Raw genomic sequence first — 25,656 nt, 5'->3', positions numbered from 1 at the left:
CACCCCGTCGACGTTCACCCCGCGGATCGCGCTCACCCGGCCGCGGCTGACCGGCTGGCGGTAGGCGATCACGGCGAGGGTCTCGAGGGCGGCCTGGGTCAGCCGGGCCTGCTGCCCGTCGAGGAGGAACTTCTCGACGACCGGCGCGTAGTCGGCCCGGCTGTAGACCCGCCAGCCACCCCCGACGCTGCGCAGGGTGAAGCCGCGGTGGGCCGCCGCATACTCCTCCTCGAGCTCGCTGAGGGCGGCGTTGACCTCGTCGAGGGTCACCTCCAGCGCCGAGGCGAGCGAGGCCGACGACACCGGTTCGTCGACGACCATGAGCACCGCCTCGATGGCCGACTTCGCGCCGCCGGGGAACGTCGCGACGTCGAAGCCCGGGCTCTCGGCGACGTCGCCGGAGGCCCCGTCCTCCGCGGCGACGGGGTCTGCGTCTCGGGTCCAGTCACTCACGGTCGTCGTCTCCAGGCTCACGCTCGTCCTCTGGCTCGTCGAACTCTTCGCTCACGTCCACCTCGCCCGCGTCACTGCCCGTCCACCGGACCGTGAGCGCCCCCAGTGCCTCCGGCTGGTCGAAGGCGATGGCGCCCTCCTTGAACAGCTCGAGCAGCGCGAGGAACCGGGCGACGATGACGATGGTCTCGTCCGCGTCGGCCACCAGGTCGCGGAAGGTCGACCTGCGGTCACGGCGGAGGCGGTCGACGAGCAGGGCGGCCTGCTCGCGGACGCTGACCTGGGGCACGTGCAGGTGCTCGAGGCCGACGGTCGGCGGCGCCTTGGGCGTCAGCGCCCGGGCGGCGACCATGGCCAGCTGCTCCGGTGTGATCCCCATGACCAGCTCGGGCAGCAGCGAGGCGAACTGTGGCTCCAGCCCGGCCTGGCGGGCGGTCATCTTCGCCGCCGTCGCCATCCGGTCGGCGAACGCCCGGGCGATGTCCTTGAACGCGCGGTACTGCAGCAGCCGCGCGAACAGCAGGTCCCGGGCCTCGATGAGGGCGAAGTCCTCGTCATCCGTCGCGGAGGACTGTGGCAGGAGCCGGGCGGCCTTGATGTCAAGCAGCGTCGCGGCGACGAGGAGGAACTCGGACGCCTGACCGAGGTCCCAGTCGGTGTCGGCTGCCTGAGCGCGCCGGATGTGGGCGATGAACTCGTCGGTGACCGACGCGAGCGCGATCTCGGTGATGTCGAGCTTGTGCTTGGCGATCAGCCCGAGCAGCAGGTCGAACGGGCCCTCGAAGTTGTCGAGATGCACCTCGAACGGGGTGACCGCCTCACGGCGCGTCAGGACCCCACCAGGGGTGACGACCTCAGCCACGGGCGCCGTCAGGCCGCCCCACCGCGGGCGATCAGCTCGCGGGCGAGCTGGCGGTAGGCGGTGGCCGCCCCGTGCTGCGACGCGTACGTGGTGATCGGCTCGGCCGCGAGGGACGCGTCCGGGAACTTCACGGTGCGGCTGATGACGGTGTGGAACACCTGGTCGCCGAAGTGGTCGACGACCGAGCGGACGACCTCCCGGCTGTGCAGGGTCCGGCTGTCGTACATGGTCGCGAGGATCCCGTCGACCTGAAGCCGCGGGTTCAGCCGGTCGGTGATCTTGTCGATCGTCTCGACGAGCAGGGCGACGCCGCGCATCGCGAAGAACTCGCACTCCAGCGGGATGATCACGCCGTGCGCTGCGGTGAGCGCGTTGACGGTGAGCAGCCCCAGCGACGGCTGGCAGTCGATGAGGACGACGTCGTAGTCGTCGAGGATCGGGCGCAGCGCGCGACCCAGGATCTGCTCCCGCGCGACCTCGCCGACCAGCTGGACCTCAGCCGCGGACAGGTCGATGTTGGCCGGGACGAGGTCGAGGTTCTCGGTACGCGTCGGCTGGACGATGTCGCGGATGTCGTGACCGCGTTCGACCAGCAGGTTGTAGATCGTCACGTCGAGCTCGTTGGTGCGGATCCCCAGGCCCACCGACAGAGCGCCCTGCGGGTCGAAGTCGACGAGCAGGACCTTGCGGCCGACCTCCGCCAGCGCGGCACCGAGGTTGATCGTCGTCGTGGTCTTGCCGACGCCGCCCTTCTGGTTGCACATGGCGATGATCCGGGCCGGTCCGTGGCTGGTCAGCGGCGCCGGTTCCGGGAACTCGGGCAGCGGACGGCCGGTCGGACCGAGCGCGCCGACGCCGGCCTTCTCGGTGCCGGGCAAAGGGTCCTCGCGGGGGTGGGGCTCAGCGGTTGGATACGTCGACACCTGCGGGTTCGCTTCTGCGGTCACCGGTGCCTCTCCCAGTCTGAAGCTCAACAACATCATGCTGAAAACGCTTGGTGGACCCTATCAGCGCGCCCTCGGGTGAGCCCCGGCATAGACCTCTCGCAGGCGTTGCGGACTGACCAGCGTGTAGATCTGCGTCGTCGTCACCGATGCGTGGCCGAGCAGCTCCTGCACGACCCGCACGTCGGCGCCCCCGTCGAGCAGGTGCGTGGCGAACGAGTGCCGGAGCGTGTGCGGCGAGACGTGGCCGCCGAGGTCGGCCCGGGTGGCCGACTGCTGCAGCGCGCCCCAGGCGCTCTGCCGGGACAGCCGGGCCCCGCGCTGGTTGAGGAACAGGGCCGGGGTGCCGCGGCCGGTCATGGACAGGAGCGGGCGCGCGCGGACGAGGTAGGCGTCGAGGGCCGCGACCGCATACCGGCCCAGCGGGACCATCCGCTGCTTGTCGCCCTTCCCGAGGAGTCGGACCGACGCCGGTTCGTCCACCCCACCGAGGTCGACGTCGTCGACGTCCAGGCCGACCGCCTCGGAGATCCGCGCGCCCGCGCCGTAGAGCACCTCGAACAGCGCGCGGTCGCGGAGCGAGACCGGGGTGTCGCCCACGCTCGCGGCCTCGAGAAGTCGCTCGACGTGCTCGACGGGGATCGCCTTGGGGAGCCGGCTCGGCGGCCGCGGCGGCGGTACGGCGTTCGCGGGGTCCGCGGTCACTTCGCCCTCCAGGGCCAGGAACCGGTGGAAACCGCGTACCGCGACGAGCGTGCGCGCCGCCGACGACGCGGCGAGGGGCGGGTGCTCCGCAGTGCCCTCGCGCAGCGCCGCGAGGAACTCGGTGACGTCGCGCTCGGAGACCTGCCCGGCGGTGGTGACGCCGCGGCCGGCGAGGAACACGCGGTAGCGAGCGAGGTCGCGGCGGTACGCGCTGAGCGTGTTGACCGACGCCCCACGCTCGACCTGCAGGTGGTCCAGCCAGCCCTGGATGCTGCGGTCCAGCGGCGTCAGCTCAGCGCCTCTTCAAGGGTGACGCCGTCGAGCCCGTGGGCCTGCGCGACGGGTCCGTAGGTCACGGCGCCGGCGTGGGTGTTGAGTCCGAGTGCCAGCGGATGGTCGCGGGTGAGCGCCTCCCGCCACCCGTGGTCGGCGAGCTCGACCGCATACGGGAGGGTCACGTTGGTGAGGGCGTAGGTGCTCGTGTGCGGCACGGCCCCGGGCATGTTCGCCACGCAGTAGAAGACCGACTCGTGGACCCGGTAGGTCGGGTCGGCGTGCGTCGTCGGGCGGGAGTCCTCGAAGCAGCCACCCTGGTCGATGGAGATGTCCACGAGGACCGAGCCCGGCTTCATGCGGGAGACCTGCTCGTTGGTGACCAGCGTCGGCGCCTTGGCCCCGGGGACGAGGACGGCGCCGATGACGAGGTCCGCGTCGCCGATGGCTCGCTCGACCTCGTAGGAGTTCGAGGCGACGGTCTGGCAATGGCCCTGGTAGATGGCGTCGGCATAGCGCAGCTTGCTGATGTCCCTGTCGAGAAGGAGCACCTCGGCCTGCATGCCGAGCGCGATGGCGGCGGCGTTCATGCCCGAGACGCCGGCGCCGATGACGACGACCTTCGCCGCATACACCCCGCTGACGCCGCCCATGAGGATCCCGCGGCCGCCCTGGGCCCGCATCAGGGTGTGCGCGCCGACCTGCGGGGCGAGGCGGCCGGCGACCTCGGACATCGGGGCGAGGAGCGGCAGCGAGTGGTCGGGCAGCTCGACGGTCTCGTAGGCGATCGCGGTGACCTGGCGCTGGGCCAGCTCGCTCGTAAGGGCCTTGTCCGCGGCGAGGTGGAGGTAGGTGAAGAGGACCTGCCCCTCGCGCATCCGGTGGTACTCGGGCTCGATCGGCTCCTTGACCTTGAGGATCAGGTCCCCCTCGGCCCAGACGTCGTCGGCGGTCGGGAGGATCTTGGCGCCCGCCGCGACGTAGTCGTCGTCGTTGATGGAGGACCCGACGCCGGCGTCGTGCTCCACGAACACGTCGTGTCCGTGGCGCGCGAGCTCGTGGACGCCGGACGGGGTGATGGCCACCCGGTACTCGTTGTTCTTGATCTCCCGCGGGATCCCCACCTTCATCCGGCCGACGATAGTCCACCAGGTGAGACGGAGCCGGGCGCCCTACCGTGACGTCATGAAGTGGTATGCCGACTCCTCCGGCCGCCGGACGTTCCAGATCGTCGTCGACGTGTTCCTGCTGTGCTTCCTCGCGGTATCCGTGTGGCTCGGGAAGAGGGTTGACGACGGGATCTCCACGCTCCGAGGTCCCGCCGACGGGTTGACGTCGGCCGGTGGCTCGTTCCGCGACAACATGTCCGGCGCGGCCGACACCGTGGGCGGCATCCCGTTGGTGGGCGACGGGCTGAAGTCGCCGTTCGAGGCGCTGTCGGGGTCCGGGCAGCGGCTGGCCGACGTCGGGACGTCGGTCGCGTCCACGGTGGACACGGTGGCGCGGACGGTAGGGATCGTCGTCGCCGTGGTGCCGATCGTGGTGGCGCTGCTGGTGTGGGCGTTCTTCCGGATCCGGTTCGTGCGTCGGGCGACGGCGGCGTCCCGGTTGGTCGGATCGGAGGGGTCGATGGAGCTGTTCGCGCTGCGGGCGCTGACCCGCCAGCCGTTGCGACGTCTGGCGCCGTTGGGTCCGAACCTGGCAAGGCGGTTCCGGGATGGCGACCCGGTCGTGGTTCGCCAGCTCGCTGCCCTGGAGCTGGCGACGTGCGGCGTGTCGGTCGACGGCGACGAGACGTCGCCGCGGGTGCCCCGCCTGGCCTGACCGCGGGCCGGGGGTTCCCACAACAACTGACACCACGGTCGGTGGTGGTGGCCGATTGCCGATGTCGGCCGCAACGACCGACCGTGGTGTCAGTTGTTGCGGCCGGGCCAAGCGCCGGCTGGCCCCACCCGAGTCGTGGCCCCACGCCCGCGTTCAGTCAGTCAGCCGACGCGGTCGACCGTCGGGTGGAGGTCCTCGGGCGGGCACTCCCAGGTCGTCGCGTCGGCCGCGACCTGGTCTCCGGACCGGATGTCCTTGATCTCGTCGCTGTCGGTCTCTCGGGAGGCGCCGGGGAACCAGACGTAGGGGATCCCCCGACGCTCCGCATACCGGATCTGCTTGCCGAACTTGTCCGCCCGCGGTGCGACCTCGCAGGGAATGCCGCGCGACCGCAGCGCACCCGCCACCGCTACCGACCGCGCCCGGGACTCCTCCGACGTCACCGCGACGAGCACCGCCGCCGGGCTCGACCTGGACGCCCGCACCAGGTCCTGGCCGAGCAGCAGCCCGAGGATCCGGGACACCCCGATCGAGATCCCAACCCCGGGATACGTGGTCCGGCCGTCGGACGCCAGCGCGTCATAGCGCCCGCCCGAGCAGACCGCCCCCCACGACTCGTACCCCACGAGCGCGGTCTCGTAGACCGTGCCCGTGTAGTAGTCGAGACCGCGCGCGATCCGCAGGTCCGCGACGACCCGGCCCGGCGCATACTCCATCGCTGTCGACATGACCGCCGACAGCGCGTCCAGCCCCTCGTCGAGAACCGGGTGCGACACCCCCAGGTCGCGCACGGCCGACACGAAGCCCAGGTCCGCGGACCGGATCCCCGCCAGCGCCAGGCAGGCCGCCGCCTGTTCCGACGATGCTCCGGCCTCCTCCAGCATCGAGGCGACGTTCTCCGGCCCGACCTTGTCGAGCTTGTCGACGATGCGCAGCGTCCCGACCACGTCGGTCAGCCCGATCGCGAGGTAGAAGCCCTCGGGGATCTTCCGGTTGTTCACCTGGATGACGAACTCGCCCACGGGGAAGCGCGAGAACACATCGGCCACGACGAGCGGCATCTCGGCCTCGAAGTGCTGCGCCAGCGAACCGGCGTCCACAACGTCGATGTCGGCCTGAGTGAACTCGCGGTACCGCCCCTCCTGAGGCCGCTCCCCCCGCCACGCCTTCTGGATCTGGTAGCGCCGGAACGGGAACGACAGGCGACCCGCGTTCTCCACGACGTACCGCGCGAACGGCACGGTGAGGTCGAAGTGCAGCCCCCAGCGCGCGTCGTCCCTGCCAGAGGCAGGGCTCCAATCGTCCGGGGACCCACCGAGCCGCGACACGCCGTAGATCTCCTTGTCGGCGTCCTCGCCCTGCGCGCTGAGCCGCTCGACCGGCTCGATCGACCGCGTCTCGATCGAGGAGAACCCGTGCAGCTCGAACGTCTCCCGGATCACGTCGAGGAACCGCTGCTCCACGATGCGGTCCGCGGGCAGGTACTCCGGGAACCCGCTGATGGGGGTCACCCGGCCGGTGGGAGCGCTCACGCCGTCAATCCTTGCAAATAGGGGTTCGTGTCCCGCTCCCGCCCGATCGTCGTCGAGGGGCCGTGCCCGGGCAGCACCAGCGTGTCGTCGGCCATCGGCAGGACCACGTCCCGCAACGAGCGCGTCATCGCCTCGCCGGAGCCGCCGGCCAGGTCGGTCCGCCCGATCGACCCTGCGAACAGGACGTCCCCGCTCACGCAGGTCGCGGACAGCGCGGACGACGCGCCCAGCTGCGACGGCAGGTCGGGAATGGTGAACATCACCGACCCCTCGGTATGCCCGGGAGCATGGGCGACGGCGACCTCCAGACCCGCGAGGCGGAGGACCGCACCCTCGACCAGGTCGACGATGTTCGACGGCTCAGTCCAGGTGGCCCGCCGTCCGAACTCCTGCTCGAGCATGGCCAGCAGCCCGGCGTCCATCGAGGCGAGGGGGTTCTCGAGGCGGTAGCGGTCGTTTGCGTGGATGTATGCGGGCAGGCTCGCCGCGGTGTCGCCCCCGCAGACGGGCGTCACCGCATACACGTGGTCGAGGTGTCCATGGGTGAGCAGGACGGCCGCCGGACGGAGCCCGTTCTCACGGCATACCTCGGCCAGACGGTCCTCGACGCCGATGCCGGGGTCGACGACGAGGCACTCCTCCCCCGGGCCGGTCGCGAGGACGTAGCAGTTCGTCGCGAAGGCCGCCGCGGGGAAGGCGATCGTCAGCACCCGGGGAGCCTAACGGGAGCGTGCCGAGGGCCATCGTCACGGCATCGTGACCCGACCCGCACTTGGTGACCTGCGGGGTTGCCTAGACTGACCCACTGTTCATGCCGACGCCGGTCTGCTCTGGGAGCGACCGACGACCTGGAGGGTGCTGTTGACCAAGGAGCAGGACCGGGCCCGGGAGCGTCGGCGCTGGGAGAAGCGCGAGAAGAAGCTCGCCGAGAGAAGGGCACAGTCCGTGCGCGATAGGCAGGCCATCCTGGCCGTGGTGGGCGTTCTCGTCGTGGTCGGCGGGTTCATCTTCCTGGCCAACTTCCTGACCAACCGCACGGATACTCCGGCGACTCCGGAGCCCGCCGCGACGGCCACCTCCGAGCCGACCGGCGACGCGACCGCCTCAGCGACCCCGACGGTCACCCCCACGATCCTTGCCGGCTGCACCACTCCTCCTGCCGTGCCTGGCGCCAAGACGGTCACCGGCCAGCCGGACCTCGCGTCGGCACAGGGCAAGACCTTCGTCGCGACGATGAAGACCACGTGCGGCGACATCACCATGGACCTCAACGGCAGCGCGGCCCCGCAGGCGGTGTCCTCGTTCTCGTTCCTGGCGAAGCAGAACTACTTCAACGACAGCCCCTGCCACCGCCTCACCGGAGACGCGCAGGGCATCTGGGTGCTCCAGTGCGGTGACCCGACCGGTACCGGTTCAGGCGCCGGCCCCGGGTACCACTTCGGCGTCGAGAACGTCCCGGCGAACGACGTCTACCCGCGTGGAACCGTCGCGCTGGCCCGTCAGTCCGGCGACCCGAACAGCAACCGCGACCAGTTCTTCATCGTCTACAAGGACACGACGCTGCCGAAGAGCACGGACGGCAACGGCTACACGATCTTCGGCACCGTGACCGCGGGTATGGACATCGTCGACAAGATCGCCGCCGCCGGGATCAACCCCAGCGACCAGTCGTCCCCCCTCGCCCCGATCAGCATCCTCAGCGTCGACGTGCAGCCGAAGGCCTGATGCCCATGACCGACGACCACCCCACCCCCAGCCCGCCCACGCCAGAGGTGCTGGAGTCCGAGTCCTCCCCGCCCGAAGACCTCGAGGCCTCGGCCCCGGACCTGCCCGAGGTCGAACCCGAGGCCGCTGTCGCCGACGCCGATCCCGAGCCCTCGGCAGCTGAGCCCGAGGCGGTGGACCCCGAGCCAGAGCCCGAAGCCGTGGTCGAGGAGCCCGAGCCGGTCTCGGAGCCGGTGGTGCCCGCTGAGCCCGAGCCCGCTGAGCCCGAGCCCTCCGAGCCTGAGCCCTCCGAGCCCGAGCCCGAGCCCGCCGAGCCGTCGGCCCCGGAGCCCGCGACACCGGAGCCCGCGACACTTGTACCGACGCCAGCACCGAGCGGGCCGGTGCCCACTCCGGCGATGTTCGCGAAACGGCACGCCGAGCCCAACCGGCACGCCGGGTTCGGTCGGGTGGCCGAGGACGGGGTCGTCTACGTCAAGGACGGCGACAGCGAACGGCCCGTGGGCTCGTACCCCGGCGCCTCCCCGCACGAGGCTCTCGCCTACTTCGGCCGCAAGTACGACGAGCTGCTGGCTGCGGCCGACCTGCTGCTCCAGCGGGTCACCCAGACCGACATCTCGCCGAAGGACGCCCAGGAGGGCTACAGCAGGCTTGCGGAGCAGTGCCAGGAGCCGAACGCGGTGGGCGACCTGTCAGTACTGCGTGACCGGGTCGCCGCGATCGCCACGACGGTGGATTCGCGCAAGGCCGCCGACGCCGAGCAGCGCGCCGCCGCCCGCGAGGAGGGCCGTGCCTACCGCGAGGGGCTGGTCGTCGAAGCCGAGGCGATCGCCGCCCAGCCCGAGGCGTCGGTCCAGTGGAAGAACAGCGGGGCCCGTATGCGGGAGCTGCTCGACGAGTGGAAGGCGCACCAGCGTTCCGGCCCCCGTCTCGACCGCACGACCGAAACGGCGCTGTGGCAACGCTTCTCGGCGGCACGCAACGGCTTCGACCGCGCGCGTCGGATCCACTTCGCACAGCTCGACTCGCAGCAGGCCGCAGCCAAGGTCTCGAAGGAGCAGCTGGTCGCGGAGGCCGAACGGCTCGCGACGAGCAAGGACTGGACCCCCACCGCCGGCGCCTTCAAGCGGCTCATGGACGAGTGGCGCCGGGCCGGACGGGCCGGTCGCCAGGACGACGACGCCCTGTGGGAGCGGTTCAAGGGGGCCCAGGACGCCTTCTTCGCCGCCAAGGACGCCGTCGTGGCCAAGGAGGAGGCGGAGTTCAAGGGCAACCTCGAGGTCAAGCAGCGGCTCCTCGCCGAGGCGGAGCAGATCCTCCCGGTGACCGACCTCGAGACCGCCAAGTCGGCGCTGCGCAGCATCCAGGACCGGTGGGACAAGGCCGGGAAGGTGCCGCGCGCCGACATCGAACGGACCGAGAAAGGTATGCGCCGCATTGAGCAGGCGGTCCGCGATGCGGAGGAGAAGCGCTGGGCGTCCAGCAACCCCGAGGCGGCCGCTCGCGCGCAGAGCCTGGCCGACCAGCTCGAGTCGGCGATGCGGGCTCTGCATGACGACCTCGCCAAGGCCGAGGCGTCCGGGGACGCCAAGCGGGTCAGCCGAGCCCGCGAGGCGCTCGAGGCCCGGGAGGCGCTGCTGGCTCAGGCCCGCCGAGGCCTGGACGAGTTCGGCTCCTGACGCGTCGCCAGGGCGGAGCCTCGGCTCGCCCCTCTCCATCTCAGAGTGCGGGTCAGAGTGCAGCTGGTGTCGTCCCGGCAGCACCTGACGCACTCTGACGCGCACCGGGGAGAAGTTTGAGGGTGTCCACCCCGATGTTGCTCCCCATCGGCCCCGCCCGGGACGCGTTCGGGGCCTCAGCCGGTCCGGGCTCAGACCGGGGCGTGCTGGGTCTTGCCGCCGGTGATCCGGTAGACGTCGAACACGCCGTCGATCCGGCGGACCGCTCGGATCACGTGGTCGAGGTGTGACGGCTCGCCCATCTCGAAGGTGAACCGGGACAGGGCCAGCCGGTCGCGTGAGGTCTGCACCGACGCCGACAGGATGTTGACGTGCTGGTCCGAGAGGACCCTCGTGACGTCGCTGAGCAGTCGGTTGCGGTCCAGCGCCTCGACCTGGAGCTGCACGAGGAAGACGCTCGACGAGCTGGGCGCCCACTCGACGTCGAGCAGCCGGTCCTTCTGGCGCAGCAGGGAGTCGGCGTTGGTGCAGTCGCGGCGGTGCACCGACACGCCATTGCCGCGGGTGACGAACCCGAGGATCGGGTCGCCCGGGACCGGCGTGCAGCACTTCGCGAGCTTGACGAGCACGTCGTCCGCCCCGACCACGACGACCCCGGGATCTCCGGCGCGACGCGTCCGGGTACGCGTGGGGACGGTCGCCTCGGCCAGGTCTTCGCTCGCGCCGTCCTCGCCGCCGAGCGACTGCACGATGCGGTTGACGACGTGGACCGCGGAGACGTGGCCCTCCCCCACGGCCGCATACAGGCCGTCGATGTCCGGGTAGCGCAGGTCGGCCGCGACGCCCGCGAGCCCCTCGACCGACATGAGTCGTTGCAGCGGCAGCTTCTGCTGGCGCATCGCCTTGGCGACCGCCTCCTTGCCGCGCTCGATCGCTTCCTCGCGGCGCTCCTTGGAGAACCACTGGCGGATCTTGTTGCGCGCCCGCGCGCTCTTGACGAACTGGAGCCAGTCGCGGGACGGCCCCGCCCCGTCGGCCTTGGACGTCAGCACCTCGACGACGTCGCCGTTCTCCAGCGTCGACTCGAGCGGGACCAGCCGTCCGTTGACCCGGCCGCCGATGGTGTGGTGACCGACCTCGGTGTGCACCGCGTACGCGAAGTCGACGGGTGTCGCCCCGGCCGGGAGCGAGACGACCTCGCCCTTGGGGGTGAAGACGTAGACCTCGCCGACGTTCATCTCGAACCGCAGCGAGTCGAGGAACTCGCTCGGGTCCTCGGTCTCGCGCTGCCAGTCGACCAGCTGCCGCAGCCACACCATCTCGCCGCTGTCGCTACTGGGCGGAAGCGCGCCCCTGCTCTCGCGCGTGTCCTCCTTGTACTTCCAGTGCGCGGCGACGCCGTACTCCGCGCGGCGGTGCATCGTATGCGTGCGGATCTGGATCTCGACGGCCTTGCCCTCGGGTCCGATCACCGTGGTGTGCAGCGACTGGTACATGTTGAACTTCGGCATCGCGATGTAGTCCTTGAACCGGCCGGGCACCGGGTTCCACCGCGCGTGCAGGGCGCCGAGCGCCGCGTAGCAGTCACGGACCGTCTCGACGAGGACGCGTACCGCGACGAGGTCGTAGATGTCCTCGAAGTCGCGGCCGCGGACGATCATCTTCTGGTAGACGGAGTAGTAGTGCTTGGGCCGGCCCGTGACGGTGGCCTTGATCTTGGCGCTGCGCAGGTCGTCTCCCACCTGCGTGCGCACGCCGGAGAGGTAGTCCTCCCGGGCCGGGGCACGTTCGGCGACGAGGCGGACGATCTCGTCGTAGACCTTCGGGTAGAGGGTTGCGAAGGAGAGGTCCTCCAGCTCCCACTTGATGGTGTTCATGCCGAGCCGGTGGGCCAGCGGCGCGTAGATCTCCAGGGTCTCGTGAGCCTTGCGCTGCGCCGACTCCTTGGAGACGTAGCGCCAGGTGCGGGCGTTGTGTAGCCGGTCGGCCAGCTTGATGACGAGGACCCGGATGTCGCGGGCCATCGCGACGATCATCTTTCGGACCGTCTCGGCCTGCGCGGCCTCGCCGTAGGTCAGCCGGTCCAGCTTGGTCACACCGTCGACGAGGCCCGCGATCTCCTCACCGAAGTCCCGGCGGAGCTGGGGCATCGTGTAGGCGGTGTCCTCCACCGTGTCGTGCAGCAGGGCGGCGGCCAGCGTGGCCGGCGTCATGCCGAGCTCGGCGAGGATCGTCGTCACCGCGAGAGGGTGCGTGATGTAGGCGTCGCCGGACTTGCGCAGCTGCCCCCGGTGGGCCTCCTCCGCGGCGATGTAGGCCCTCTCGATGACCGCGACGTCGGCCTTGGGGTGAGTGGTCCGGACGGTCTGGAGGATCGGCTCGAGGACCGGGTTGCCGGTGCGGGGTCCACCGAAGCGCGCGAAGCGCGCGCGCATGCGAGCCGGCGTCGCCAGGGGCGACGTCGTGGATGCGCTCGACGGCACGTCGGAGCGGACCTCGTCGCTCATGTCGAGAGTCTAGTCGGGACGACCATGCCTCCCGCCGCGCGCGGTGCCGCTCGGGTCAGAGCGGTGCGATGGCGTACAGCGGCCGGTCGCCGACCTTCTCGCGACCGCCGAGGAAGGTCAGCTCGAGAACGACGTCGATGCCGGTCACTGTCGCTCCGGCGCGTTCGACCAGCCGACAGGTGGCGGCGACGGTCCCGCCGGTGGCCAGGACGTCGTCGGCGACGAGGACCCGCTGCCCGGGCTGGAGGGCGCTCTCGTGCATCTCGAGGACGGCGGAACCATACTCCAGGGTGTACTCCTCGCGCAGCGAGGGACCGGGCAGCTTGCCCGACTTACGCACCGGGACGAAGCCGATGCCGAGATGGTGGGCGACGGCCGCGCCGATGATGAACCCGCGGGCCTCGATCCCCACCACGACGTCGACCTGACCCGCATACCGACCGGCGACGTCGTGGATGACCGCCGCGAACGCCTCGCCGTCGGCGAGCAGCGGAGTGAAGTCCTTGAACAGGACGCCCGGCTTCGGGAAGTCGGGGATGTCGCGGATCCGGCTGAGGACGAGCTCCGTGACCGACCCCTCGGGCATCGTCAGCGCTTCGACTTGGGGGTCCGACGCGGCTGGTTGCGGGGGCCGCTGCTGGCCCACTTGTGGACCTCGCGCGACGACGCGGCCCGCACGTCGGAGATCTCAGCCTCGTCGGTGTCCCCGTCGACGGCCGCGTCCCGCGGCGTGTCCTCCGGGGCGTCCGGGCCCGCGTCCCGCGACGCGGCGCCGGCCGGCACCTTCTCGCGGGACTGGAACCGCAGCGCCGCCTTGTCGAGCTCCTTGACGGCCGTCTCGTTCCGGCGCAGGTCGACCAGCAGCGGCGTGGCGATGAAGATCGACGAGTACGCGCCGACCGCGATGCCGACGAACAGGGCCAGGCTGAGGTCGAGCAGGGTGCCCGGGCCGAGCAGCGTGAAGCCGACGACGAGGATCGCGCCGATCGGGAGGAGGGCCACGACGGTCGTGTTGATCGACCGGACCAGGGTCTGGTTGACCGCGAGGTTGGCCGCCTGGGTGTAGGTGACGCGACGGGTGAGGAACGCCTCGGCGGTGTTCTCCCGGACCTTGTCGAAGACGACGACCGTGTCGTAGAGCGAGTACCCCAGGATGGTGAGGAAGCCGATCATCGACGACGGCGTGATCTCGAACCCGAACAGCGCGTAGATCCCGACGGTGATGATGAGGTCGTGGAGCAGGGCGACCAGGCCGGCGACCGCCATCTTCCAGGTGCGGAAGTAGATTGCCATGACGAGCGCCACGAGGATGAGGAACACGATCAGCGCCTGTATCGCCTTCTGGCTGACCGACGCCCCCCATGATGGACCGATCAGGGACGCGCTGACGTTGCCGACCCCGACACCGAAGGTCTGGGCCAGGGCCGCCTTGGCGGGGTCGTTCTTGTCGCCGGCCGCCTCGGTCTGCACCCGGACGGTGCTGCCGCCGATGACGGTGGACACGACGTTGCCGGAGATACCGGCCTGGGCGACCGCGGCCTGGGCCTTCTCCTCGTAGCTGCTGGTGTCGGAGACACCGGAGATGCGGTACTCGGAACCGCCCCGGAACTCGATGCCGAAGTTCAGGCCTCGGGCGAAGATGCCCACGAGGGCGAGCACGATGAGGACGCCCGAGATCGCATACCAGGTCTTCTGCCGACCGATGAAGTCGATTGACCGCTTCCCGGTGTACAGGTCGTTACCGATGGCGGCGAAGTTGGGCATGTCAGGCCTTCCCCTGCTGGGACGACGTGCTCGGGGTCATCGACACGGTCGCGGGGGTCTTGGCGGGGGTTTTGGCTCCGGAGGTGGGACTCGGCCTGGCGAACTTGCCCCGGCCGACGTAGCGGGTCTTGGCCCCCAACCGTTCGGGGTCGAGGCCGGACCACTTGTGGCCACTGCTGAAGAACTTGGTATGCGCGATGATCGCCACGACGGGGTGGGTGAACAGGAAGACGACGGCGAGGTCGATGAGGGTCGTCACGCCGAGGGTGAAGGCGAACCCGCGGACGTTGCTGGCGGCGAGGAAGTAGAGCACCGCTGCCGCCAGGAAGTTGACCGCGTCGGCGGCGAGGATGGTCCGCCGCGCACGGCCCCACCCGGCCTCGACCGCGGCGGCGAGCGGGCGGCCCTCGCGGACCTCGTCACGGATGCGTTCGAAGTAGACGATGAACGAGTCCGCGGTGACACCGATGGCGACGATCACGCCCGTGACGCCGGCCATGGTGAGCCGGAAGTTGTACGACCAGCCCAGGAAGGTCAGCACGCCGTAGGTGAGGATCGCCGCGATGACCAGGGACGCGACGGTCACCAGCCCGAGCAGGCGATACTGCAACAGCGAGTAGATGATGACCAGCAGCATGCCGATGAGTCCCGCGAGCAGGCCGAGCTTGAGCTGCTCGCTGCCGAGGGTCGGGCTGATGTCGTCCTGCGTCTGGAGCGTGAACGACATCGGGAGCGCGCCGAACTTCAGCTGGTTGGCCAGGGAACGGGCCGACTCGATGGTGAAGTTGCCGGTGATGCTCGCCTGGCCGTTGGTGATTGCGGCCTGCGTGGTCGGTGCCGAGATGACCTGCTTGTCGAGGACGATGGCGAACTGGTTCCGCACACCCTGGAGCCCGACCAGCCGGGTGGTGACGTCGCCGAACTTCTTCGCGCCGTCACCGGTGAACTTGAGCATGACCTCGACCACGTTGGTCGGCTGGCCGTTCTGCGAGGTCTGGTAGCCGGCCGACGCGTCGGCGATGTCGGTGCCGTCCACCTCCACCGGGCCGAGGATGTACTTCGCCTTCTTGTCCTCCGAGCACGTCACCAGCGGCTTGGCCGGGTCGTCGACCACGGCGTTGACCGACTCGGGCTTGGAGCAGTCGAGCTTGGTGAACTGGTCGAGGACCTCGGGGGTCACCCAGGCGGGGTCGCTCGCGTCGGTGGGGGTGGCCGTCGGGGTCGCCGTGCCGGTGGCGGCACCGGAGCCGGCGGTCGCGCTGGTCGGCGCCGGGGTCGGGTCGGCCATCAGGGCCTGCGGGATGGCCCGGTTCGCGGACGTGGCCGCGCTGGTGGCGGGCGAGTCCGGCGTGAACGCCGGCGGGGGCGTCGTGGCCGTGGAGCTCGGCGTCCCGGTGCCGGTCGTGGCGGTCCCGGACGCGGTCGCGGTACCGGTGGCGGCGGCCTGCGGCGAGCCCGCGTCGGCGGCGAGGACCGCTCGGAAGCGCAGCTGGGAGGGCTTGCGGATCGCGTCGAGGGTCGCCGCGTCGGGCGTGCCCGGGATCGACACGACGATGTTGCGCCCACCCTGGGTGGTCACCTCGGCCTCGGCGACGCCATAGGAGTCGACACGCTGCGAGATGATGTCGCGCGCCTTCTCGAGCTGGCCCTGGTTGACCTGCTGGGAGGGGTCGGCCAGGACCGGTTCGAGAGTCATCTCGGTGCCGCCCTCGAGGTCGAGGCCGAGCTTCGGGGTCCACTGGGCCGAGGCCCAGGTGGCGGCCGCGGCGATGCCGCCGAACAGGACGACCATCGCGACCAGCAGCGCCGCGAGGGTGCGGCGCGGGCCGCGCGTACGGGGGTTCAGGGCCACGGACTACTTCTCGGGGTCGGTGCTGGGTGAGTCGGACGGCGTCGCGGGCGACTGGCTGCCGGCGCCGGTGATGGGCCGGCCGCTGGGGTCGACCTTCGTCGCGATGGCGCGCCGGTCGAACCGGACGACGGTCCCCGGGGCGATCTCGAGGGTCGCCATGATCTCGTCGAGTGCGGTGATCCGTCCGAACAGCCCGGAGGTCGTACAGACGTCGTCGCCGACGTTCAGACTGTCCTGCAGCTGCGCGGCCGCGTTCTGCCGGCGCCGTTGGCTCCAGAACATGAACGCGATGAGGACGATGACCATCGCCGGCAGCAGCAGTGTCGCCAGCCCTTCACTCATGCACCATCGTCCTTCGTGTCGTTCGGGTGGTCCCTGTTCAGGGATCCTGCGGTGGCGGTCACCGTTCCCCAGAACGTCTCCGGGGCCGCGAGAGTGCCGCGATGGCGCGAATGATCCGGTCGTACCGGACCGGGGCGCCCGCGAGAGTCTAGGTCAGGAGACCGTGGGCCACCAAAGTCCCAGTATGCCCGCGCGTCGCGATGTCGTCCGCCTCCGGCGTGGGAACGGCGGTGAGCCGCCGAAGCCCGGGCACCGTCTCCTCGCTTCCACCCCGACGTCCTACGCGCTTCTGCAGCCCTTCGAGAGCCCGAAACGGGGTTCTACGCCGGGTTGGAAGGCGGTGGTGGTGGGTCAGCCGCCGAATCGGCCCGGCTGGTCGAGCGGCAGAAGCGGCTCCTGAGCGCCGAAGCGCCCCGGGCTGGTGGCCCCGGGGGTGGTCGCCGACCGTGGTGGCGTGAGGCCGAGGTGTTCCCAGGCCAGCGGCGAGGCGGCCCGGCCCCGTGGGGTCCGCACCATGAACCCCTCGCGCACCAGGAACGGCTCGGCGACCGTCTCCACGGTGTCGGCCTCCTCCCCCACGGCGACCGCCAGCGTCGTGAGGCCGACCGGTCCACCACCGAACCGGCGGCACAGCGACTCGAGCACCGCCCGGTCGAGCCGGTCCAGGCCGCGCTCGTCGACGTCGAACATCGCCAGCGCCACCCGCGCGGCGTCGAGGTCGACCATCCCCTGGCCGTGCACCTGCGCCCAGTCGCGGACCCGGCGCAGCAGCCGGTTGGCGATACGCGGTGTGCCGCGGGACCGTTTTGAGATCTCGGCGATGCCGGCCTCGTCGGCCTCGACGTCCAGCAGCCGGGCACTGCGCCGCAGGATGACCGCCAGCTCGTCGGTCGAGTAGAAGTCCAGGTGGCCGGTGAACCCGAACCGGTCGCGCAACGGTGCGGGCAGCAACCCGGCCCGGGTCGTGGCCCCCACCACGGTGAACGGGGGCAGCTCCAACGGGATGGCCGTCGCCCCGGGGCCCTTCCCGACGATGACGTCGACCCGGAAGTCCTCCATGGCGAGGTAGAGCATCTCCTCGGCCGGCCGAGACATCCGGTGGATCTCGTCGAGGAACAGCACCTCGCCCTCGGCCAGCGACGACAGGATCGACGCGAGGTCGCCGGCGTGCTGGATGGCCGGACCCGAGGTCACCCGGATCGGCTGCTCGAGCTCGGTGGCGACGATCATCGCCAGCGTGGTCTTGCCGAGCCCTGGCGGCCCGGACAGCAGCACGTGGTCCGGAGGAGTCCCGCGTCGGCGGGCCGCCTCGAGGACCAGCGACAGCTGCTCGCGCACGCGGGTCTGACCGGGGAAGTCGGCCAGCCGCCGGGGCCGCAGCGCGGCCTCGACCTGCCGGTCGCGCTCGTCGGGTCGGGCGTCGACGACACGGGCGGTCGCCTCGAACGAGCCGTCGTCCTCCGACTCCGGCTCGTCCCCGTCGCGGTTCGGCGGGCTCATCGGCCCAGCTCCTGCAGGGCGGCCTTGAGCAACGCCGACACGGTCGCTCCGTCGGCGGCCAGCGGCGTGACCGCCTCGACGGCGTCATCGGCCTGTCGTACCGTCCACCCCAGCCCGACCAGGGCCTCGCGCACCTGACCCTGCCAGGCCGCCGATGCCGGACGGTCGCCGACCGACACCGACGGCGAGGGCATGCCGATCTTGTCGCGCAGCTCGAGGACGATCCGTTCGGCGCCCTTGCGGCCGATCCCGGGCACCTTGGTGAGGGCCACCAGATCACCTGTCGTGATCGCGCCGCGCACGGCGTCGGGGCTGTGCACCGCGAGCATCGCCAGGGCCAGCCTCGGCCCGAACCCGGACACGGTCTGGACGGTCTCGAACACCTGCCGCTCGTCCTCGTCGGCGAACCCGTAGAGCGTGAGCGACTCCTCCCGCACCACTAGGGCGGTGGCCAGGGACGCGGTCTGACCGGTCCGCATACCGGCGGCGGTGAGTGGTGTCGTGTGGATGAGCATGCCGACGCCACCGACCTCGACGACCACCGAGTCCAGGCCGGCGCGCAGCACGGTCCCGCGGACGGACGCGATCACCGGGATCCCGTCCGGGCCGAGACCGCGGCGTCGAGCCGGGCCTGCGCTCCGCCGCGCCAGATATGGCAGATCGCCAGCGCCAGGGCGTCGGCCGCATCAGCCGGCCTGGGCGCCTCGGTGAGCCGGAGCAGGCGGGTGACCATCGCGGTGACCTGGGCCTTGTCGGCCCGGCCGCTGCCGGTCACCGCGGCCTTGACCTCGGTGGGGGTATGCAGGTGCACCGGTATGCCGCGCGACGCGGCGGCCAGCATGGCCACCGCCGAGGCCTGCGCGGTGCCCATCACGCTCGCGACGTTGACGTCGGCGAAGACCCGCTCGATGGCGACCGCGTCGGGGTGGTAGCGGCGGACCCAGGCGTCGATGTCGACCTGGAGCGACAGCAGCCGCTCCGCGATCGGCAGCGAGGCTGGTGTCCGGAAGACGTCGACGTCGATCATCCGCAGCGGCCGGCCCGGGGCGCCCTCGACGACGCCGATGCCGCAGCGGGTCAGACCGGGGTCGATCCCGAGGACGCGCATCACCCGCATACCCTCCCTTGCCGAGCGACCGACCGAACACGTGTTCGGGACGACGCTACCGGGGCGGACGTCGCGGAGCCGGGAGCAACGCGCCGAGGGTCGCTTCGGGCCTACTCGTCCTCGTCGAGCCGCGCCAGGACGTCGTCGGGGATGTCGCCGTTGGCGTAGACGTCCTGGACGTCGTCGCTGTCCTCGAGCGCGTCGATGACGCGGATCATCCGCCGCGCGCCGTCGAGGTCGAGCGGCACCTGGAGGTTGGGTACCCACGACGCCTCGGCCGACTCGTAGTCGATCCCGGCCGACTGGACCGCCGTGCGGATCGCGACGAAGTCCGACGCGTCCGAGACGATCTCGAAGGTGTCCCCGTTGTCGTTGACCTCCTCGGCGCCGGCGTCGAGGACCACCTCGAGCAGGTCGTCCTCGGTGAGCCCGTTGCCCTTGGGGACGATGACGACCCCGCGGCGGTCGAACACGTAGGCGACGCTGCCCGGGTCGGCCAGCTGGCCACCGTTACGGGTCAGGGCGGTCCGGACCTCGGCGGCGGCCCGGTTGCGGTTGTCGGTGAGGCACTCGATGAGCACCGCGACCCCGCCCGGGGCATACCCCTCGTAAGTGATCGTCTGCCAGTCGGACGCGCCCGCCTCGGCCCCCGACCCGCGCTTGATGGCGCGGTCGATGTTGTCGTTGGGGACCGAGGTCTTCTTGGCCTTCTGGACAGCGTCGTAGAGCGTCGGGTTGCCCGCGACGTCACCGCCGCCGGTGCGCGCCGCGACCTCGATGTTCTTGATCAGCTTGGCGAACACCTTGCTGCGCTTGGCGTCCTTGGCCGCCTTCTGGTGTTTCGTGGTCGCCCACTTGGAGTGGCCGCTCATTGCACGTCCTTACACATCTCGACGAAGAGCTCGTGGACCCTCGCGTCCCCGGTGACCTCCGGATGGAAGGAGGTGGCGAGCAGGGCACCCTGACGAACGGCGACGATCCTACCGGCGGCCCGGGCGAGCACGTCGACACCGTCCCCCGCGTCCTCGACCCATGGCGCCCGGATGAAGACGGCCCGGACCGGTCCGCCGTCGAGACCGACGAAGTCGATGTCCTCCTCGAAGGAGTCGACCTGCCGCCCGAACGCGTTGCGGCGCACGGTGATGTCGAGGCCGCCGAGCGTCTGCTGGTCGGGCCGCCCCTCGGCGATCCGGTCGGCCAGCATGATCATCCCGGCGCACGAGCCGTAGACCGGCAGCCCGCCGGCGATGAGGGCCCGCAGCGGGTCGAAGAGGTCGAACGCCCGGACCAGCTTGTCCATCGTCGTCGACTCCCCGCCGGGGATGACCAGGCCGTCGAGGTCGGTGAGCTCGGTCGGGCGACGGATCCCGTGGGCCTGTGCCCCCAGGCTCGTGAGCACCCGCACGTGCTCCCGGACGTCCCCCTGGACGGCGAGCACACCGATGGTGAGGGCGGACCGGGACACGACCGGGGACGCTATCGCCCGGGACGCCGCGAGCCGCCGCCGGGTGGCCGCGGGCGTCACCGGGGTCCGATAGCGTCCGAGGGTGGACGTCCCCGACGACCTGGCCCGGCGCGCCGCCGATCTCGACGTCGAGCACGCCGACGCCTACCGGCGGGAGCTCTTCTCCCTCCCGGCCGACCTGGTCTACCTGGACGGCAACTCGCTGGGTGCGCTCCCCCGCGCCGTGCCCGCCGCCCTGGCCGACGTGGCCGAGCGGCAGTGGGGCGACCGGCTGATCCGGTCGTGGAACGAGTCCGACTGGTGGGGCGCCCCGGAGCGGGTCGGCGACCGGATCGGCCGCCTGGTCGGCGCCGCCCCTGGTCAGGTGGTCGTCACCGACTCCACCTCGGTCAACCTCTTCAAGGTCTTCGTCGCCGCCGCCCGGATGCGCCCGCAGCGGCGGGTCGTGCTGACCGACCCCGACTCGTTCCCCACTGACCTCTACGTGCTCGACGGAGCCGCCCGCCTCGCGGGGCTGACCGTCGAGCGGGTGCCCCCCGCCGAGGTCGCGACCCGGCTGGGCCAGCTCGGACCCGACGTCGCCCTGGTCTCCTACTCGTCGGTCGACTACCGCACCGGCGAGCTCTGGGACCTGCCCGAGCTGACCCGCATCGCCCACGAGCTCGGCGCGCTGGCCTGCTGGGACCTCTGCCACTCGGCGGGCGTGGTCGACGTCCGCCTGGACGACCACGGCGCCGACCTGGCCGTGGGCTGCGGCTACAAGTACCTCAACGGCGGCCCCGGAGCCCCGGCATTCGTCTACGTCCGGAGCGAGCACCAGGCGACGTTCGACAGTCCGATCACCGGGTGGCACGGGCACGTGCGACCGTTCGCCATGGAGGGTGCGTTCGACCCAGCCGGCGGGATCACCCGGGCCCGGGTCGGCACCGGTCCGATGCTCAGCATCCTCGCCCTGGAGGCCGCCCTCAGCGCCTACGACGGGCTGTCGGTGCCGGCGGTACGGGCCCGGTCTCTGTCCCTCACCCGGTTCTTCGTCGAGTGTCTCGACGCCCTGGGCCACGGGGACTCGGTCGCCACGCCACGGGACGACGGCCGTCGCGGGTCCCAGGTCGCCGTCCGTCACCCCGAGGCCTACGCCGTGGTCCAGGCCCTGATGGCTCGAGGCGTCATCGGCGACTTCCGGGAACCGGACCTCGTACGGCTGGGCTTCGCGCCGCTCTACGTCTCGCACCACGACGCGGCGCGGGCGGCGGTCGCCGTCGCCGAGGTCGTCGACGGGCAAGAGTATGAGCGGGAGGAGTTCCGCGCGCGGGCGACGGTCACGTGACGGCTGGGCTCGCCCTCGCCGACCTCCGCCGGCTGCGGCTGGCGCACCAGCTCCTCGTCGGGTCCCCGCTCACCGACCCCGCCGCCGTGGTCTCCACCCTGGTCGCCATGCAGGCGCAGGAGTACGCCATGGCGCGGTGGGCGATCGGGCTGCGGCTCGCCGGTGGCGGGTCGGACGACGAGGTGGAGTCGGCGTGTGACGACGGGCGGATCCTGCGCGTGCACGCGTTACGCCCCACATGGCACTTCGTGGCGGCGCAGGACATCCGGCTGGTCCTGCAGGTGACCGCCAAGCGCGTACACCAGGCCAACGCCTTCATGTACCGCAGCCTCGACCTCGACACCAGGCGCATGGACCGGTTCGCGGGGTTCGTCGGTGACCTGCTGGCCGGCGGAAACCACATGACGCGCAACGAGATTCGCGCGGTGTTGCCGGCGGGGTGGGCCGAGGAGAAGGGGTTCCAGATGGCCTACCTGATGATGTACGCCGAGCTCGAGGGCGTCGTGGTGAGTGGCGCGAGGCGTGGCAACCAGAACACCTACGCCCTGCTCGACGAGCGCGCGGCCCCGACGCCGGCGCGCTCGGACGAGGAGGCGTTGGCCGAGTTCGTCGTGCGGTACCTCCGGACCCGAGGGCCGGCCACCATCCCCGACCTCACGACGTGGAGCGGCCTCACCGTGACGCAGGTCAAGAAGGCACTCAGTCTGCTGTGCGACGAGGTGACCACCGTGGAACCGGACGGCCGCGCATACCTGCTCGTCGAGGACGCTGCACCGCTCGCCGGGACGAGAAGCTTCCTCATGCCCGACTACGACGAGTACGGGATGGCCTACAAGGACCGCAGCGCGCTCGCCCACCCCGACCACGGCTACCGGGCTCTCCCGTGGAACCGGGCGGTCGTCGTCGACGGGGTCATCGCCGGCGCGTGGCAGCGAACGCTACGCCCGGACTCGGTCACCGTCGAGATCTCGATGACGGACCTCGAGGTCGACGACCCGCGCGTCGTCGCGGCCGCAGAGGAGTATGCGCGGTTCCTCGGCCGGGCTCTCGACCTCCGCTCGGCTACGGTCGAGTGGTGAGCGACTCGACGGCGGTCCTGAGAGCGGCAGCACGGCAGTTCCTCGACCGCCTCGACGCGGCCGGCCGAGCGGCAGCAGCCGCGCCGTTCTCGACGGCCGACCGGACGGAGTGGACGTACCTCCCCGGACCGCGTCCGGGCGTTGCCGTGGGCGATCTCGATGACGCCGCCCGCGCCGACCTCGACGACCTGCTCGACGTGAGTCTGAGCGCGATGGGCGCCGACCGGACCCGTCAGGTGATGACCCTCGACGACGTCCTGCGCGAGGTGGAGCGGTCGGTGGGCAGGACCGGCTGGGAGCGGCGCGGCTCCGAGCAGTACTGGGTCCGGGTCCTCGGCGACCCGGACGACGACGTCTGGGCGTGGCACCTGGGCGGCCACCACGTGGGACTCCACGCCACGGTCGTCGGCGACACGGTGGCGATCACCCCGTCCTTCCTCGGAGCCAACCCGGCCGTCGTGCGGGGCGGCCCGCACGCCGGGCTGCAGGTGTTGCGCGAGGAGGAGCAGCTGGCCCGGGAGCTACTCGGCGCGTTGGACGCCGACCAGCGCGGGGTAGCGGTCGTCTCACCGGACGCACCCGACGACATCGCGACCCGGCACGACCCCGTGGCGGACTCGGACCTGGTCCCCTCTGGCGTGCGACACGACGCGCTCGACCGGTCGCAGGCCGAACGCCTCGAGGCACTGGTGCGGTGGTACCTGGGGCGCGCGCCGGAACGAGTCGCCGACCAGGCCTGGGGGGCGGTCGTCGACGCGGGCCTCGGGTCGGTGACGTTCGCGTGGGCCGGGTCGACCACTCCCGGCGAGCGGCACTACTACGCAGTCCGCGGCGAGACCTTCCTGCTGGAGTACGACAACACCCAGGACGGCGCCAACCACGCGCATACGGTCTGGCGCGACCTGCGCCGCGACTGGGGCACCGACCTGCTCGCGGAGCACCATGCCGAGGCGCACGGCTGACCTGCTGCGGGTCGTCGTCCTGTCGGACACGCACGCCCCGCGGCGGTGGAAGCGGTGCCCGCCGGCGGTCGCGGAGCAGCTGCGCGGCGCCGACCTGGTCCTGCACGCCGGCGACGTCTGCACCGCGGGGGTGCTGGAGGAGCTCGGCGCCTACGCGCCGGTGCACGCCGTGCTCGGCAACAACGACGGTCCGGACGTCGCGGCCTGGGGCGCCCCCGAGACGCTGGAGCTGGACGTGGCCGGACTGCGGGTGGGGATGATCCACGACAGCGGGCCGACGACGGGTCGACTGGATCGGCTGCGACGGCGCTTCACCGGCTCCGACCTCGTCGTGTTCGGGCACTCGCACATCCCGATGGACGTGGCTGCGAACGGGTTCCGCATCCTCAACCCGGGGTCGCCGACGGACCGGCGGAGCCAGCCGCACGGGACGTTGGCGGTCCTGACGCTCGAGGACGGGCGGATCCGGAGTGTCGACATCGTCGACGTCACCTGACTGGCCCGACCGCCGCCTCGCTCGACATGCGGCAGCACCCTGGCCGAGTTCTACTGAGGACATGGGTGACTTCACAGGTTCGACGACGGTCGACGCACCGCCGGCATCACTGTTCGACTACTTGTCCGACGTGGACAACCTCCCGAAGTACTTCACGCGGATGACCTCCGCCAAGCGCGGCGACGGCGAGGAGGTGCACACGACCGCGCAGATCCCCGGCGGCCGGGAGGTCGAGGGCGACGCGTGGTTCCGGGTCGACGAGGACACCCAGAGGGTCGAGTGGGGTTCCGAGGGGCCGAACGACTACCACGGCTACGTCGACGTCACGCCGTCCGGGGACGGGAGCCAGGTCGAGGTCCACCTGCACACGACTCGGGCCGACGACGGCGATGCCCAGATGGAGCACGGAATCCAGGAGACCCTGGCGAACATCAAGCAGCAGGCGGAGCAGATCGAGTAGCCACCCATCGTCCCGACGGGACGACGGGTCACCAGCCGCGCTGGGCCAGCCGGTGCGGCTGCGGGATCTCCTCGACGTTGATGCCGACCATGGCCTCGCCGAGGCCGCGCGAGACCTTGGCGACCATGTCGGCGTCGTCGAAGAACGTCGTCGCCTTGACGATGGCCTCCGCACGCTGGGCGGGGTTGCCGGACTTGAAGATCCCGGACCCCACGAACACGCCCTCGGCGCCGAGCTGCATCATCATCGCCGCGTCAGCGGGGGTCGCGATGCCACCGGCGGTGAACAGCACGACGGGCAGCTTGCCGGCCTCGGCAACCTCCTTGACCAGCTCGTACGGCGCCTGCAGCTCCTTCGCGGCGACGTACAGCTCGTCCTCGGGCAGGTTCTGGAGGCGGCGCAGCTCGGCGCGGATCTGGCGCATGTGCGTCGTCGCGTTGGACACGTCGCCCGTCCCAGCCTCGCCCTTGGACCGGATCATCGCGGCACCCTCGGTAATGCGGCGCAGCGCCTCACCCAGGTTGGTCGCACCACACACGAAAGGCACCGTGAAGGCCCACTTGTCGATGTGGTTGGCGTAGTCCGCCGGGGTCAGCACCTCGGACTCGTCGATGTAGTCGACGCCGAGGGACTGCAGCACCTGGGCCTCGACGAAGTGGCCGATGCGGGCCTTGGCCATGACCGGGATCGAGACGGCCTCGATGATGCCGTCGATCATGTCGGGGTCGGACATGCGCGAGACGCCGCCCTGGGCGCGGATGTCGGCGGGGACGCGCTCGAGGGCCATCACGGCCACG

At 71.2% G+C, this 25,656-nt stretch carries 26 protein-coding genes; 8 read left to right on the top strand and 18 right to left on the bottom strand.

Annotated elements, in window-relative coordinates:
* The 5 genes from scpB to ald all read right to left on the bottom strand — a co-directional run.
* The coding region (scpB, locus tag VIG79_RS08080) for an SMC-Scp complex subunit ScpB (protein ID WP_331884406.1) at window positions 1-453 on the bottom strand (453 nt) is incomplete at its 3' end.
* Window positions 446-1,315, bottom strand: a complete 870-nt coding sequence (locus VIG79_RS08075) for a ScpA family protein (RefSeq protein WP_331884404.1) — start codon at window positions 1,313-1,315, stop codon at window positions 446-448. The genes VIG79_RS08075 and scpB, both read right to left, overlap by 8 nt.
* An 8-nt stretch (window positions 1,316-1,323) precedes the next feature.
* The gene (locus VIG79_RS08070) at window positions 1,324-2,238 is read right to left on the bottom strand and encodes a ParA family protein (protein WP_414672603.1); all 915 of its coding nucleotides are present in this window, start codon (window positions 2,236-2,238) and stop codon (window positions 1,324-1,326) included.
* Between the two features lie 84 nt (window positions 2,239-2,322).
* Entirely contained in the window at window positions 2,323-3,255 is a 933-nt protein-coding gene (locus VIG79_RS08065) for a site-specific tyrosine recombinase XerD (protein ID WP_331884410.1), read from the bottom strand.
* Entirely contained in the window at window positions 3,252-4,367 is a 1,116-nt protein-coding gene (gene ald, locus VIG79_RS08060) for an alanine dehydrogenase (RefSeq protein WP_331884402.1), read from the bottom strand. Before ald ends, VIG79_RS08065 begins: the two co-directional genes overlap by 4 nt.
* 55 nt (window positions 4,368-4,422) lie before the next feature.
* Between ald and VIG79_RS08055 the strand changes: the two genes are divergently transcribed.
* Window positions 4,423-5,061, top strand: a complete 639-nt coding sequence (locus VIG79_RS08055; RefSeq protein WP_331884400.1) for a hypothetical protein — start codon at window positions 4,423-4,425, stop codon at window positions 5,059-5,061.
* Window positions 5,062-5,222: 161 nt separating this feature from the next.
* Here VIG79_RS08055 and hisS read toward each other — a convergent pair whose 3' ends face one another.
* Together hisS and VIG79_RS08045 are read right to left on the bottom strand one after the other, a co-directional pair.
* The gene (gene hisS, locus VIG79_RS08050) at window positions 5,223-6,593 is read right to left on the bottom strand and encodes a histidine--tRNA ligase (protein WP_331884398.1); all 1,371 of its coding nucleotides are present in this window, start codon (window positions 6,591-6,593) and stop codon (window positions 5,223-5,225) included.
* Window positions 6,590-7,303: an MBL fold metallo-hydrolase gene (locus VIG79_RS08045; RefSeq protein ID WP_331884396.1), complete on the bottom strand. Its 714-nt coding sequence runs from the start codon at window positions 7,301-7,303 to the stop codon at window positions 6,590-6,592. The genes hisS and VIG79_RS08045 overlap by 4 nt, the downstream gene beginning before the upstream one ends.
* A gap of 145 nt (window positions 7,304-7,448) precedes the next feature.
* Here VIG79_RS08045 and VIG79_RS08040 point away from each other — a divergent pair, with 145 nt between their 5' ends.
* Window positions 7,449-8,318: a peptidylprolyl isomerase gene (locus VIG79_RS08040; protein ID WP_331884394.1), complete on the top strand. Its 870-nt coding sequence runs from the start codon at window positions 7,449-7,451 to the stop codon at window positions 8,316-8,318.
* 5 nt (window positions 8,319-8,323) lie between these two features.
* Window positions 8,324-9,997 carry a DUF349 domain-containing protein gene (locus VIG79_RS08035; protein WP_331884392.1) on the top strand — a complete coding sequence of 558 codons (1,674 nt, stop codon included), beginning with the start codon at window positions 8,324-8,326 and terminating at the stop codon, window positions 9,995-9,997.
* Between the two features lie 191 nt (window positions 9,998-10,188).
* On the opposite strand, the gene VIG79_RS08030 is transcribed toward VIG79_RS08035, so the two are convergent.
* The 10 genes from VIG79_RS08030 to pdxT all read right to left on the bottom strand — a co-directional run bounded on the left by VIG79_RS08030 (window position 10,189) and on the right by pdxT (window position 20,535).
* Window positions 10,189-12,504 carry a bifunctional (p)ppGpp synthetase/guanosine-3',5'-bis(diphosphate) 3'-pyrophosphohydrolase gene (locus tag VIG79_RS08030; RefSeq protein ID WP_331884390.1) on the bottom strand — a complete coding sequence of 772 codons (2,316 nt, stop codon included), beginning with the start codon at window positions 12,502-12,504 and terminating at the stop codon, window positions 10,189-10,191.
* 55 nt (window positions 12,505-12,559) lie between these two features.
* On the bottom strand, window positions 12,560-13,090 hold the full coding sequence (locus VIG79_RS08025; RefSeq protein WP_331884388.1) for an adenine phosphoribosyltransferase: 531 nt from the start codon (window positions 13,088-13,090) through the stop codon (window positions 12,560-12,562).
* Window positions 13,091-13,092: 2 nt separating this feature from the next.
* The gene (gene secF, locus VIG79_RS08020) at window positions 13,093-14,268 is read right to left on the bottom strand and encodes a protein translocase subunit SecF (RefSeq protein WP_331884386.1); all 1,176 of its coding nucleotides are present in this window, start codon (window positions 14,266-14,268) and stop codon (window positions 13,093-13,095) included.
* A gap of 1 nt (window position 14,269) precedes the next feature.
* Entirely contained in the window at window positions 14,270-16,120 is a 1,851-nt protein-coding gene (gene secD, locus VIG79_RS08015; RefSeq protein ID WP_331884384.1) for a protein translocase subunit SecD, read from the bottom strand.
* Between the two features lie 3 nt (window positions 16,121-16,123).
* Entirely contained in the window at window positions 16,124-16,462 is a 339-nt protein-coding gene (yajC, locus tag VIG79_RS08010) for a preprotein translocase subunit YajC (RefSeq protein WP_331884382.1), read from the bottom strand.
* 351 nt (window positions 16,463-16,813) lie between these two features.
* Complete coding sequence (gene ruvB / locus VIG79_RS08005) at window positions 16,814-17,962, bottom strand: Holliday junction branch migration DNA helicase RuvB (RefSeq protein WP_331884380.1); 1,149 nt, start codon at window positions 17,960-17,962, stop codon at window positions 16,814-16,816.
* The gene (gene ruvA / locus VIG79_RS08000) at window positions 17,959-18,552 is read right to left on the bottom strand and encodes a Holliday junction branch migration protein RuvA (RefSeq protein ID WP_331884378.1); all 594 of its coding nucleotides are present in this window, start codon (window positions 18,550-18,552) and stop codon (window positions 17,959-17,961) included. Before ruvA ends, ruvB begins: the two co-directional genes overlap by 4 nt.
* Entirely contained in the window at window positions 18,549-19,070 is a 522-nt protein-coding gene (gene ruvC / locus VIG79_RS07995; protein ID WP_331884408.1) for a crossover junction endodeoxyribonuclease RuvC, read from the bottom strand. The genes ruvA and ruvC overlap by 4 nt, the downstream gene beginning before the upstream one ends.
* A 110-nt stretch (window positions 19,071-19,180) precedes the next feature.
* Window positions 19,181-19,942: a YebC/PmpR family DNA-binding transcriptional regulator gene (locus tag VIG79_RS07990; protein WP_331884376.1), complete on the bottom strand. Its 762-nt coding sequence runs from the start codon at window positions 19,940-19,942 to the stop codon at window positions 19,181-19,183.
* Window positions 19,939-20,535: a pyridoxal 5'-phosphate synthase glutaminase subunit PdxT gene (gene pdxT, locus VIG79_RS07985; protein WP_331884374.1), complete on the bottom strand. Its 597-nt coding sequence runs from the start codon at window positions 20,533-20,535 to the stop codon at window positions 19,939-19,941. The genes VIG79_RS07990 and pdxT overlap by 4 nt, the downstream gene beginning before the upstream one ends.
* Before the next feature lie 82 nt (window positions 20,536-20,617).
* Here pdxT and kynU point away from each other — a divergent pair, with 82 nt between their 5' ends.
* The 5 genes from kynU to VIG79_RS07960 all read left to right on the top strand — a co-directional run bounded on the left by kynU (window position 20,618) and on the right by VIG79_RS07960 (window position 24,859).
* On the top strand, window positions 20,618-21,862 hold the full coding sequence (gene kynU, locus VIG79_RS07980) for a kynureninase (protein WP_331884372.1): 1,245 nt from the start codon (window positions 20,618-20,620) through the stop codon (window positions 21,860-21,862).
* Window positions 21,859-22,941, top strand: coding sequence for a winged helix DNA-binding domain-containing protein (locus VIG79_RS07975; RefSeq protein ID WP_331884370.1), 1,083 nt, complete (start codon window positions 21,859-21,861; stop codon window positions 22,939-22,941). Before kynU ends, VIG79_RS07975 begins: the two co-directional genes overlap by 4 nt.
* Window positions 22,938-23,903 carry a DUF3500 domain-containing protein gene (locus VIG79_RS07970; protein ID WP_331884369.1) on the top strand — a complete coding sequence of 322 codons (966 nt, stop codon included), beginning with the start codon at window positions 22,938-22,940 and terminating at the stop codon, window positions 23,901-23,903. The genes VIG79_RS07975 and VIG79_RS07970 overlap by 4 nt, the downstream gene beginning before the upstream one ends.
* A complete protein-coding gene (locus tag VIG79_RS07965) occupies window positions 23,884-24,399 on the top strand; it encodes a metallophosphoesterase family protein (protein ID WP_331884366.1) in 516 nt (171 codons plus the stop codon). The genes VIG79_RS07970 and VIG79_RS07965 overlap by 20 nt, the downstream gene beginning before the upstream one ends.
* Before the next feature lie 61 nt (window positions 24,400-24,460).
* On the top strand, window positions 24,461-24,859 hold the full coding sequence (locus VIG79_RS07960; RefSeq protein WP_331884363.1) for an SRPBCC family protein: 399 nt from the start codon (window positions 24,461-24,463) through the stop codon (window positions 24,857-24,859).
* Between the two features lie 28 nt (window positions 24,860-24,887).
* Here the strand turns inward: VIG79_RS07960 and pdxS are convergent.
* A partial coding sequence (pdxS, locus tag VIG79_RS07955) for a pyridoxal 5'-phosphate synthase lyase subunit PdxS (protein WP_331884360.1) occupies window positions 24,888-25,656 on the bottom strand: 769 nt, incomplete at its 5' end.

This window comes from Lapillicoccus sp. (assembly GCF_036559105.1).
Taxonomy (GTDB): domain Bacteria; phylum Actinomycetota; class Actinomycetes; order Actinomycetales; family Dermatophilaceae; genus Lapillicoccus.
The sequence above is the reverse complement of the archived record's forward strand: the minus strand, read 5'-3'. Positions and strand labels throughout refer to the sequence as shown.

Coding starts and splice junctions, on each gene's coding strand:
- ald (WP_331884402.1), bottom strand. CDS start 4,367: ATGAAGGTGGGGATCCCGCGGGAGATCAAGAACAACGAGTACCGGGTG.
- VIG79_RS08055 (WP_331884400.1), top strand. CDS start 4,423: ATGAAGTGGTATGCCGACTCCTCCGGCCGCCGGACGTTCCAGATCGTC.
- VIG79_RS08035 (WP_331884392.1), top strand. CDS start 8,324: ATGACCGACGACCACCCCACCCCCAGCCCGCCCACGCCAGAGGTGCTG.
- VIG79_RS08030 (WP_331884390.1), bottom strand. CDS start 12,504: ATGAGCGACGAGGTCCGCTCCGACGTGCCGTCGAGCGCATCCACGACG.
- VIG79_RS08025 (WP_331884388.1), bottom strand. CDS start 13,090: ATGCCCGAGGGGTCGGTCACGGAGCTCGTCCTCAGCCGGATCCGCGAC.
- secF (WP_331884386.1), bottom strand. CDS start 14,268: ATGCCCAACTTCGCCGCCATCGGTAACGACCTGTACACCGGGAAGCGG.
- yajC (WP_331884382.1), bottom strand. CDS start 16,462: ATGAGTGAAGGGCTGGCGACACTGCTGCTGCCGGCGATGGTCATCGTC.
- ruvB (WP_331884380.1), bottom strand. CDS start 17,962: ATGAGCCCGCCGAACCGCGACGGGGACGAGCCGGAGTCGGAGGACGAC.
- ruvC (WP_331884408.1), bottom strand. CDS start 19,070: ATGCGCGTCCTCGGGATCGACCCCGGTCTGACCCGCTGCGGCATCGGC.
- VIG79_RS07990 (WP_331884376.1), bottom strand. CDS start 19,942: ATGAGCGGCCACTCCAAGTGGGCGACCACGAAACACCAGAAGGCGGCC.
- VIG79_RS07965 (WP_331884366.1), top strand. CDS start 23,884: ATGCCGAGGCGCACGGCTGACCTGCTGCGGGTCGTCGTCCTGTCGGAC.
- VIG79_RS07960 (WP_331884363.1), top strand. CDS start 24,461: ATGGGTGACTTCACAGGTTCGACGACGGTCGACGCACCGCCGGCATCA.